Here is an 11,391-nt window from a genome sequence, read left to right on the forward strand (position 1 = left end):
GAACCAGTCGGGGCGTTTTTCATTGTGTTGTCGTTGTCACGCGACCAAATCGTGGGTGCTGAAGCTGTTGACGCCCACCAACTGGATTTCGAAGTCCGCGCCCAAGTCGCCATTGACGTTGCCATAGAGCACATGGTCGACGAAGCGCAATTGTCCTGCCGCCGTGAAGTCGTTCGAGTCAATGAAGCTGAACTTGTTTATCCCGGCATTCAAGAGATTGGCATCGAATTTCGAGAAGTCGATTTTATCGCCGTCCAGGGTGCTGAAGTCGGTGATGATGTCGCGCAAACCGCCTTTACCCAGTTCGTTCAGAGCGTTGAACACGAACAGATCGGCGCCCGCACCACCCGTCAGGGTGTCGGTCCCCAGCCCGCCGATCAGCGTGTCATTACCAGCACCGCCGTCCAGTAAATCGTCCCCGGCACCACCGTTGAGCAGGTTATTGCCGTCGTTACCGGTCAGCGCGTTGTTCAGGGCATTACCGGTGCCAATGAGATTGCCGCTGCCGGTGAGGGTCAAGTTTTCCAGATTCGCACCCAAGGTGTAGCTGAGCGAGGACACCACGGTGTCGATTTCGCTGGACAGGGTGCTGGTCTCGGTGACGACGTCTTTCACGTTGTCGACGATGTAAGTGTCGTTACCGCTGCCACCGATCAGGGTGTCCGCCCCGATACCACCGTCGAGAATGTTGTCGCCGGCGTTACCGACGAGGCGGTTGTTCAGGGCGTTACCGGTGCCGTTGATGCCAGCCGTCCCGGTCAGGCTCAGGTACTCAAGGTTGGTGCCCAGGATGTAGTCGATGGACGACATCACGGTGTCGATCTCGGTGGCCAGGGCGCTGGTTTCTGTGACCAGGTCATTGACGTTATCGACGACGTAAACATCATTGCCTGCACCGCCAATCATGACGTCCGCGCCCGTGCCGCCATTCAGGGTGTTGGCCGCTGCGTTACCGGTCAGGGTGTTGTTCAGCTCGTTACCGGTCAGGTTCAATGCCGCCACCCCCAACAACTGCGCGTCTTCGACATGGCTCGACAAGGTGTAGCTGACCGACGTCTTGATCAAATCGAGGCCTTCATCGGCCCGTTCGATGATGGTGTCGGCAACGTTATCGACGATATAAATATCATCGCCGAGACCACCGCTCAGGGTGTCTGCGCCGACGCCGCCATCCAGCAGGTTGTTGCCATCGTTGCCGATCAGCACGTTGCGCAGGGCATTGCCGGTGCCAATCAGATTGCCGCTGCCGGTGAGGGTCAGGTTTTCCAGATTCGCACCGAGGGTGTAATTGAACGAGGCGACCACGGTGTCAATTTCGCTGGCCAGAATGCTGGTCTCGGTGACGACGTCTTTGATGTTATCGACGATGTAGGTGTCGTTGCCGGTGCCGCCGATCATTACGTCGGCGCCGAGGCCGCCGTCGAGGATGTTGTTGCCAGCGTTGCCGACGAGGCGGTTGTTCAGGGCGTTACCGGTGCCGTTAATACCGGCCGTACCCGTGAGGGTCAGGTACTCGACGTTGTTGCCCAGGGTGTAGTTGATCGAGGCCATGACGGTGTCGATCTCGGTCAGCGATGTGCCGCTTTCGGTCACCGTATCGCCGATATTGTCGACGACATAGGTGTCGTTGCCGGCGCCGCCGTCCAGCGTGTCCGCCCCGGTGCCACCATTGAGCACGTTCGCGCCGGCATTGCCGGTGAGCACATTGTCCAGCTCGTTGCCGGTGAGATTGAGCGCTGCAATACCTGTCAGTCGAGCATCCTCGACGTTGGCGCCAAGGGTGTAGCTGATGGACGTATTGACCCGGTCGTGGCCTTCGCCGGCTTGTTCGATGACTTTGTCGCCGATGTTGTCGACGGTGTAGGTGTCGTCGCCGGTGTTACCGGTGAGGGTGTCTGTGCCGACGCCGCCGTCCAGCACGTCATTGCCGGCCCCGCCTTGCAGGGTGTTGGCGAAGGCATTGCCGATCAGGCTGTTGTCCAGATCGTTGCCGATCACGCTGAAGGCACCGGCCCCGGTGAGGGTGACGTTTTCCACGTTGGCCAGATTGGTCAGCCTCAGATCGACCACGCCGGTCAGCGCAGTGGCGGCGTAGGTGATGTTGAGCAGGTCAGTGCCCTTGTCGGTGTCTTCTTGCACCAGGGCCAACTCAGCAAATTGATCAAGGATGTAGGCGTCATTGCCCTCTCCACCGATCAGGGTGTCGGCGCCGGCGCCGCCGTTCAGCACGTCATTGCCGGCGCCGCCTTGCAGGGTGTTGGCGACGGCGTTGCCGATCAGGTTGTTGTCCAGATCGTTGCCGATCACGCTGAAGGTGCCGACCCCGGTGAGGGTGACGTTTTCCATGTTGGCCAGATTGGGCTGGCTCAGATCGACCACGTTGGTCAGCACTGTGGCGGCGTAGGTGATGTTGAGCAGGTCGGTGCCCTTGTCGGCGTCTTCTTGCAGCAGGGCCAGTTCCCCGGCCTGATCAAGGATATAAGTGTCATTGCCTGCACCACCGATCAGCGTGTCGACCCCGGCACCACCGTTGAGCAGGTTGTTGCCGTCGTTACCGGTCAGCACGTTGTTCAGGGCGTTACCGGTGGCACTGAGGTGGGCTGCGCCGGTGAGGGTCAGGTTTTCCAGATTCGCACCGAGGGTGTAATTGAGCGAGGACACCACGGTGTCGATTTCGCTGGCCACGGTGCTGGTCTCGGTGACGACGTCTTTCACGTTGTCGACGATGTAGGTGTCGTTACCGCTGCCACCGATCAGGGTGTCGGCGCCGACGCCACCGTTGAGGATGTTGTCGCCGGCATTGCCGACGAGGCGGTTGTTCAGGGCATTACCGGTGCCGTTGAGATTAGCGGTGCCGGCGAGGGTCAGGTACTCGACATTGTTGCCCAGGGTGTAATCGATGGACGACACGACGGTGTCGATCTCGCTCAGCGATGTGCCGCTTTCGATGACGCTATCGCCGATATTGTCGACGATATAAGTGTCGTTACCGGCACCACCGTTCAGGGTGTCCGCGCCGGCCATGCCGTTCAGTACGTTGGCGGCAGTGTTACCGGTCAAGGTATTGCCCAGGCTATTGCCGGTCAGGTTCAGTGCCGCCACACCCAGCAACAGCGCATCTTCGACGTTGTCCGACAGGGTGTAGCTGACCGAGGTCTTGATCAGGTCGCGGCCTTCGTCCACCGCTTCGATAACGTTGTCGCCGATGTTGTCGACGATGTAAACGTCGTCACCCAAGCCACCGCTCAAGGTATCTGCGCCGATGCCGCCGTCCAGCAGGTTGTTGCCGTCGTTGCCGGTCAGCACGTTGTTCAGGGTATTGCCGGTCCCGTTGAGGTTGGCAGTGCCGGCCAGGGTCAGTTTTTCGACGTTGGCACTCAGGGCGTAGTTGATCGAGGACACCACGGTGTCAATTTCGCCGGCCACCGTGCTGGTTTCGCTGACGATGTCTTTGATGTTATCGACGAGGTAGGTGTCGTTGCCGGTGCCGCCGATCAGGGTGTCGGCGCCGAGACCGCCGTCGAGGACGTTGTTGCCGGCGTTGCCGATGAGGCGGTTGTTCAGGGCGTTGCCGGTACCGTTGAGGTTGGCGGTGCCGGTGAGAGTCAGGTACTCGACGTTGTTGCCCAGGGTGTAGTCGATGGACGACATGACGGTGTCGATCTCGCTCAGCGACGTACCGAGTTCGATGACGTCATCGCCGACGTTGTCCACCACATAGACATCGTTGCCTGCGCCAGCAGCCATTGTGTCAGCGCCGGCCATGCCGTTCAGCACGTTGGCGGCAGCGTTACCGGTCAAGGTGTTGCCCAGGCTATTGCCGGTCAGATTCAGTGCCGCCACACCCAGCAACAGCGCATCTTCGACGTTGTCCGACAGGGTATAGCTGACCGAGGTCTTGATCAGGTCGTGGCCTTCATCGGCCGCTTCGACAACGTTGTCGCCGACGTTGTCGACGATGTAGGTGTCGTCGCCCAAGCCCCCGTTCAGGGTGTCGGCGCCGCCGCCGCCGTTCAGCACGTCATTGCCGGCGCCGCCTTGCAGGGTGTTGGCGACGGCGTTGCCGATCACGCTGTTGTCCAGATCGTTGCCGATCACGCTGAAGGTGCCGGCCCCGGTAAGGGTGACGTTCTCCACGTTGGCCAGATTGGTCAGCCTCAGATCGACCACGCCGGTCAGCGCAGTGGCGGCGTAGGTGATGTTGAGCAGGTCGGTGCCCTTGTCGGCGTCTTCTTGCAGCAGGGCCAGTTCCCCGGCCTGATCAAGGATATAAGTGTCATTGCCACCCCCTCCGATCAGGGTGTCGACACCCGCCCCCCCGTTGAGGGTGTTGCCGGCGTCGTTACCGGTCAGTACGTTGCGCAGCGCATTACCGGTGCCGCTGAGGCTGTCGGTACCGGTGAGCGTCAGGTTTTCCAGGTTGGCGCCGAGGATATAGCTGCGTGAGGACATCACGGTATCGATCTCGGTGATCAGGGTGCTGGTCTCGGTGACGACGTCGCTGAAGTTCTCGACGATGTAGGTGTCGTTTCCGGTGCCACCGATCATCACGTCGGCGCCAAGGCCGCCGTCGAGGACGTTGTTGCCGGTGTTGCCGACGAGGCGGTTGTTCAGGGCATTGCCGGTGCCGTTGAGGTTGGCCGTACCGGTGAGGGTCAGGTACTCGACTTTGTCGCCCAGGGTGTAGTCGATGGACGACACGACGGTGTCGATCTCGCTCAGCGACGTACCGAGTTCGATGACGTCATCGCCGACGTTGTCCACCACATAGACATCGTTGCCTGCGCCAGCAGCCATTGTGTCAGCGCCGCCCATGCCGTTCAGCACGTTGTTCAGCGCGTTGCCGATCAGCACATCGTCAAAGGCCGAGCCTGTTGCGTTCTCGATTTTTGCGCCATAGGCAATCGCCAATCCGTTATTGATGAGCGTCTGATTGGCTCCATCGATGAATGCCTTGCCGATATTGCTGAACGCGCCCTCGTTGAGGTCCAGCAGGACCGAGTCCAGCTGGTTGCTGGCATTAATTGTATCGTTGCCGCCAGCATCCCAGATTGTCTCGAATATTGATTTGTCAGGTGCCCAGCTATAGATGTTGTTGCCGGTTTGCCAGAGATTGTTGGCTCCGTAGAGCTGTTGCATGGCGAGAATATCCAGCAGCATCGGCGTCGTCGGCTGGTAGGAATACGCGTTGTGGTAACTCATGATCGTGTAATGCGAATCGTCGAACTCGGGAGCGATCACCTGGGTGTTGGAGTTGCTTGCCTCGAAAGGATGCTTGAGACCCAGGGCATGACCGATTTCATGCACAAACGTCATGAAGTCGTAGGTGCCTTTGACGGGCGTCGGGTTATTCGTCGTCGGCGAGATCCAGACATCTCCGCCCAGCGGCGTTGTGTCTGGGGAGTACGCCCAGGCAGCGGCTCCGGCATCCATGTCCCAATAGCCGCCGAAACGCAAGTCGCCCGCGCTGCTGTCATTGTCACCGACCTGGGTGAACTTGATATTGGCCACGGCGCTCCACGCGCCCAGTGCGCTGGTCACGGCGTTTTGTTGGGCTGAGGTCAGGGCGAAACTATTCAGGTACTCATTTTCGGCGCTGTACTTGATGGCGAAGTACGACTGGCCAGGATTGACGAAACTATAGGTCAACCGTGTCGCGAAGATGTCATTGCCCCAGTCAGGACTCAACCAGGAGGTGCCGTCGATCAGACTGTCGATCTGGTGGTTACCGGTAAAAAAGGAAGGCTTTGTTAACACGTAACCAAGAGGAGACGACATCTGGATATCCTGAGTGGAATGCGACCGTCCTGAAAGTGGTCGCTACAAGAAGGCGATTTTGCACTAGAAATAGCGCCAATTGATATCATAGGGCCACTGTTTTTTGTGCGATTGACGTCAAATAACTGGCATGCAGAGGTGTATCGGCTCGCCGCGTTGAACCTGAAGAAAAGGCGGCTGGTATCCTGTTCAAAATCGACTCGTCAGGACCTCCCATGAATGCCCCAAGCCCAGCGCTGATCCGCGAAACCTTCCCCGTAGGTCCGTTGCAGTGCAACTGCACGATCATTGGCGATCCGATCACCAAAAAGGCCATCGTGGTCGATCCGGGCGGTAATCACGAACTGATCCTCGCGCGGCTCGACGCACTGGGCCTGAAGGTGGTCAGCATCATTCATACCCATGCGCACCTCGATCACTTCCTGGCTTCCGGTCAGTTGAAGGAGAAAACTGGCGCAACCCTGCATCTGCATAAAGAAGATCAATTTTTGTGGGACAACCTGGAGATGCAGTGCCAGATGTTCGGTGTGCCCTACACGCCGGTGCCGCCGCCGGATCGCTGGTTGGCCGATGATGAAGAACTGGCCTGCGGCTGCGGCGTGGCGTTGCACACGCCGGGTCATACGCCGGGTTCCATGAGCTTTTGGTTTTCAGAGGCTAAGCTGCTGATTGCCGGTGACACGTTGTTTCGTCGCGGGGTAGGGCGCACGGATTTGTGGGGTGGCGATCAGGCGACCATCGTGCGGTCGATAAAGCAGCGGCTGTACACCCTCGATGAAGAGGCGACGGTGGTGACCGGGCATGGTCCGGACACACGTCTGGGTGATGAAATGCGCGAGAACCCTTTTGTGCGGGCGTGATATCTAACGTTGTGAGGGGCGTGGCGGAATTATTTTCATCCGCAATGATCCAACGCCCGCAAAGGTTTAATGCCTTGGTCCGTTGCACCACAGAATGCAAAAAGTAGGAGCTCTTCATGTTCACCAAGCAGCGTTTGATTATTGTCGCTACGGCTGTGGCCTTGCTGTCTGGCTGTGCCTCGCCTAACCCTTACGACAACCAGGGTCAGGCCGACGGTGGTTCCACGGGCATGAGCAAAACCGCTAAATACGGTGGCCTCGGCGCGCTGGCCGGTGCTTTGGCCGGTGCCGCCATCAGTCACGATAACCGTGGCAAGGGCGCGCTGATTGGCGCTGCGGTGGTGGGTGCTTCGGCTGCCGGTTACGGTTATTACGCCGACCAGCAAGAGAAAAAGCTGCGCGCCAGCATGGCCAACACCGGGGTGGAAGTGCAGCGCCAGGGTGATCAGATCAAACTGATCATGCCGGGTAACATCACCTTCGCCACCGATTCGGCGAACATCGCGTCGGGTTTCTATCAGCCGCTGAACAATCTGGCGGGCTCGCTCAAGGAGTTCAGCCAGAACCAGATCGAGATCGTCGGCTACACCGACAGCACCGGCAGCCGCCAGCACAACATGGACCTGTCGCAGCGTCGCGCCCAGAGCGTGGCAACTTACCTGACCTCTCAGGGAGTGAGCGGTGCCAACCTGTCGGCTCGCGGTGCCGGGCCGGATAACCCGATTGCCAGCAACGGTGACGTCAATGGTCGGGCGCAGAACCGTCGGGTCGAGGTCAACCTGAAGGCGATTCCCGGTCAGCAGTATGAGCAACCGACTCAGCAGTACCAGTAATAGCCTGACTGAACCCTAGGCAACAAAAAACCATCAGCAATTAAAAAGCCCCCGGATAATCACTCATCCGGGGGCTTTTTGTGTCGCGCGAAACCTGATTACTTTTTCAGGCCGTAATGCTCATCGAGCATGCCCGGCGCGTTCGGGGCTTTGGGGGCGTAGTCGCGAGGCGGCTCCTGATTGCGCGGTGGCGTCAGGCGTTCCCGTGGGGCGGTTGCCGCATCGGCGTGCAGCGAGGCCAGCAGGCGTTGGCGGGTTTGCTCGTCCAGGGCCAGGCGGTTGGCACCCTCGGCGAGATGATCCTGCACTTCCTGATAGCTCGCAGTCAGCTTCTTGACCAGTGTTGCAGTGCTGTTGAAGTGGGTAACCACCTCGTTCTGATAACTGTCGAAACGTTCCTGAATGTCATCCAGCTGACGTTGTGTGCTGCTAGGCGCGGCATTCGGCACCAGGCGAGCGATCAGGAAACCAATGGCGACACCCACAACCAGGGCAAGAGTCGGCAACAACCAAACTAAGAGCGAGTGTTCCACGAGTCCTTCCTCTATAAACGGCTTTGCTTTACGTTAACGGCTCGAACCTGCGCTGTATACCGCGATTCACTCGCAATAGATTGGCACAGACAATTTGCTAGACGAGTCGACCCGATTTGAGGTCACGGAGTTCCTTCCTTGCTTATGCGCGAAACCCCTGTAGTGATTGATGGCCCGGTCGGCCAACTGGAAGCCCTGTATTTGGAAAACAAGGGCCTGGACAATGAGCAGCCACGCGGCATTGCGCTGATCTGCCATCCGAACCCGGTGCAGGGCGGCACCATGCTCAACAAAGTGGTCTCGACCCTGCAGCGCACCGCGCGCGATGCCGGTTTGATTACTTTGCGTTTCAATTATCGTGGCGTCGGCGCCAGCGAAGGCAGCCACGACATGGGCACTGGCGAAGTCGACGATGCTCAAGCGGCCGCCGAGTGGCTGCGGGCCAAACACCCGGACTTGCCGCTGACGCTGTTCGGTTTCTCCTTCGGCGGTTTTGTTGCCGCCAGTCTCGGCGGACGCCTGGAAGCGAAGAGCGAACAGCTGAAACATTTGTTCATGGTCGCGGCTGCTGTCACTCGCCTCAATGGTTATGACCTGTTGCCGGTCAACTGCCCGTTGACCCTGATCCAGCCGGAAACCGACGAAGTCATCGATCCGCAAGCCGTCTACGACTGGTCCTCGAAACTCGAGCGCCCCCATGAGCTGCTGAAAGTGGCAGAATGCGGACACTTTTTTCATGGCAAGCTGACCGATCTCAAGGATCTGATCCTGCCGCGTCTTTCGAATTGATTGCAGTCTGACAAGCGATTACCCATGACGACTCGTACCCGTATCCTCACCGGCATCACCACCACCGGCACGCCGCACCTTGGCAACTACGCCGGCGCCATCCGCCCGGCGATCATCGCCAGCCGTGACAGCAATGCCGATTCGTTCTACTTCCTGGCCGACTACCACGCCCTGATCAAATGCGATGACCCGCTGCGCATCCAGCGCTCGCGTCTGGAAATCGCCGCGACCTGGCTGGCCGGTGGCCTGGATGTGGACCGTGTAACCTTCTATCGCCAGTCCGACATCCCGGAAATCCCCGAGCTGACCTGGCTGCTGACCTGCGTCGCCGCCAAGGGCCTGCTCAATCGCGCCCACGCCTACAAGGCCTCGGTGGACAAGAACGTCGAAACCGGCGAAGACCCGGACGCCGGCATCACCATGGGCTTGTACAGCTACCCGGTGCTGATGGCCGCGGACATTCTGATGTTCAACGCCCACAAGGTGCCGGTCGGTCGTGATCAGATCCAGCACGTGGAAATGGCCCGTGACATCGGCCAGCGCTTCAACCACCTGTTCGGCCAGGGCAAAGAATTCTTCACCATGCCCGAGGCGCTGATTGAAGAAAGCGTTGCCACGCTGCCAGGCCTCGACGGTCGCAAGATGTCGAAGAGCTACGACAACACCATTCCGTTGTTCAGCAGCGCCAAGGAAATGAAGGACGCCATTTCGCGGATCGTTACCGACTCCCGTGCACCGGGCGAGGCGAAAGATCCAGACAACTCGCACCTGTTCACCTTGTTCCAGGCCTTCGCCACCCCGGCGCAGTCCGACGAATTCCGCAGCGAACTGTTGCAAGGCCTGGGCTGGGGCGAGGCGAAGAATCGTCTGTTCCAGCTGCTGGACAGCGAGCTGGGCGAGTCCCGCGAGCGTTATCACCAACTGATCGAACGCCCTGCAGACCTGGAAGACATCCTGCAGATCGGCGCCAAAAAGGCCCGCTCGGTAGCGACACCGTTCCTCCATGAACTGCGTGAAGCGGTTGGCCTGCGCTCTTTCGTCGCTCAGGCTCAGGTCGCGACCACCACCAAGAAGAAAGCCGCGAAAGCCGCGCGTTTCGTCAGCTTTCGTGAAGACGACGGCAGTTTTCGCTTCCGTCTGCTGGCGGCCGACGGCGATCAACTGCTGCTGTCGCGCAACTTCGCCGACGGTAAAACCGCAGGCCAGGTGACCAAGCAATTGCAATCGGGTCAGCCATTGGACGTGCGCAACGAAGACCTGAGCTTCAGCGTCTGGCTGGAAGGCGAGTGCGTTGCCGACAGCCCGGCCTTTGCTGACAGCGCCGCTCGCGATGCTGCCATCGAGACCCTGCGGGTTGCTCTGACGCCGGTTCAGGAATAAATCAACGGCTCGGCCCGACCAAGGGCCGATTGCCATTCCCACGGGCCGTCGCTACAGTGACGGCCCGTTTTTGTTGCCTTGCTAACGAATTATGACGCCCCTAGAACGATATCAAGCTGATCTGAAACGCCCGGAATTCTTTCATGACGCCGCGCAGGAAACTGCGGTGCGCCATTTGCAGCGCCTGTACGACGATCTGGTCGCGGCCTCGCACAGCAAACCGGGTCTGTTCGGCAAACTGTTTGGCAAGAAAGACGCGGCACCGGTCAAGGGTCTGTACTTCTGGGGCGGCGTCGGCCGGGGCAAGACCTATCTGGTCGACACCTTCTTCGAAGCGCTGCCGTTCAAGGAAAAGGTCCGCACTCACTTCCACCGCTTCATGAAGCGCGTGCACGAAGAGATGAAGACCCTCGGCGGCGAGAAAAACCCGCTGACCATCATCGCCAAGCGCTTCTCCGATGAAGCCCGGGTGATTTGTTTCGATGAGTTCTTCGTGTCCGACATCACCGACGCGATGATCCTCGGCACGCTGATGGAAGAGCTGTTCAAGAACGGCGTGACCCTGGTCGCGACCTCGAACATCGTCCCGGACGGTCTGTACAAGGACGGTCTGCAACGTGCGCGCTTCCTGCCAGCCATTGCGCTGATCAAGCAGAACACCGAGATCGTCAACGTCGACAGCGGCGTCGATTATCGTCTGCGTCACCTTGAGCAAGCGGAGCTGTTCCACTTTCCGCTGGATGATGCGTCCCACGAAAGTCTGCGCAAGAGCTTCCGCGCCCTGACGCCGGAATGCACGGCAGCCATCGAGAACGACGTGCTGATGATCGAGAACCGCGAAATCCGTGCCGTGCGCACCTGCGATGACGTGGCCTGGTTCGACTTCCGCGAACTCTGCGACGGCCCGCGCAGCCAGAACGATTACATCGAACTGGGCAAGATCTTCCACGCCGTGTTGCTCAGCGGTGTCGAGCAGATGAGCGTCACCACCGACGACATCGCCCGACGCTTTATCAACATGGTCGACGAGTTCTACGACCGCAACGTGAAGCTGATCATTTCCGCTGAAGTCGAGCTCAAAGACCTCTACACTGGCGGTCGCCTGAACTTCGAGTTCCAGCGCACCCTGAGTCGTCTGCTGGAAATGCAGTCCCACGAATTCCTGTCCCGGGCGCATAAGCCGTAGGACATTTCGGTAAATGAGAAAGGCCTGCATTG

7 protein-coding genes are annotated in these 11,391 nt (G+C 59.4%); 5 read left to right on the forward strand and 2 right to left on the reverse strand.

Annotation, left to right across the window (positions count from 1 at the left end; all coding sequences use genetic code 11):
- Window positions 1–36: 36 nt before the first annotated feature.
- Window positions 37–5,778, reverse strand: coding sequence for a M10 family metallopeptidase C-terminal domain-containing protein (locus KGB23_RS30205; RefSeq protein WP_317851604.1), 5,742 nt, complete (start codon window positions 5,776–5,778; stop codon window positions 37–39).
- 215 nt (window positions 5,779–5,993) lie between these two features.
- Here KGB23_RS30205 and KGB23_RS01785 point away from each other — a divergent pair, with 215 nt between their 5' ends.
- Both KGB23_RS01785 and KGB23_RS01790 read left to right on the forward strand, forming a co-directional pair.
- The gene (locus KGB23_RS01785; protein WP_008155953.1) at window positions 5,994–6,638 is read left to right on the forward strand and encodes an MBL fold metallo-hydrolase; all 645 of its coding nucleotides are present in this window, start codon (window positions 5,994–5,996) and stop codon (window positions 6,636–6,638) included.
- Window positions 6,639–6,754: 116 nt separating this feature from the next.
- A complete protein-coding gene (locus tag KGB23_RS01790; protein WP_223429659.1) occupies window positions 6,755–7,471 on the forward strand; it encodes an OmpA family protein in 717 nt (238 codons plus the stop codon).
- 98 nt (window positions 7,472–7,569) lie between these two features.
- On the opposite strand, the gene KGB23_RS01795 is transcribed toward KGB23_RS01790, so the two are convergent.
- The gene (locus tag KGB23_RS01795) at window positions 7,570–8,004 is read right to left on the reverse strand and encodes a YhcB family protein (RefSeq protein WP_223429660.1); all 435 of its coding nucleotides are present in this window, start codon (window positions 8,002–8,004) and stop codon (window positions 7,570–7,572) included.
- A 144-nt stretch (window positions 8,005–8,148) separates the two neighbouring features.
- On the opposite strand from KGB23_RS01795, the gene KGB23_RS01800 reads away from it, so the two are divergent.
- The 3 genes from KGB23_RS01800 to zapE all read left to right on the forward strand — a co-directional run bounded on the left by KGB23_RS01800 (window position 8,149) and on the right by zapE (window position 11,359).
- Entirely contained in the window at window positions 8,149–8,793 is a 645-nt protein-coding gene (locus tag KGB23_RS01800; protein WP_223429661.1) for an alpha/beta hydrolase, read from the forward strand.
- A gap of 24 nt (window positions 8,794–8,817) precedes the next feature.
- Window positions 8,818–10,173 carry a tryptophan--tRNA ligase gene (locus tag KGB23_RS01805; protein ID WP_223429662.1) on the forward strand — a complete coding sequence of 452 codons (1,356 nt, stop codon included), beginning with the start codon at window positions 8,818–8,820 and terminating at the stop codon, window positions 10,171–10,173.
- Window positions 10,174–10,264: 91 nt separating this feature from the next.
- Window positions 10,265–11,359, forward strand: coding sequence for a cell division protein ZapE (gene zapE / locus KGB23_RS01810; protein WP_046048269.1), 1,095 nt, complete (start codon window positions 10,265–10,267; stop codon window positions 11,357–11,359).
- The last annotated feature ends 32 nt before the right edge of the window (window positions 11,360–11,391 follow it).

Source organism: Pseudomonas sp. GL-B-26 (assembly GCF_019947405.1).
In the GTDB taxonomy this organism is placed as follows: Bacteria; Pseudomonadota; Gammaproteobacteria; order Pseudomonadales; family Pseudomonadaceae; genus Aquipseudomonas.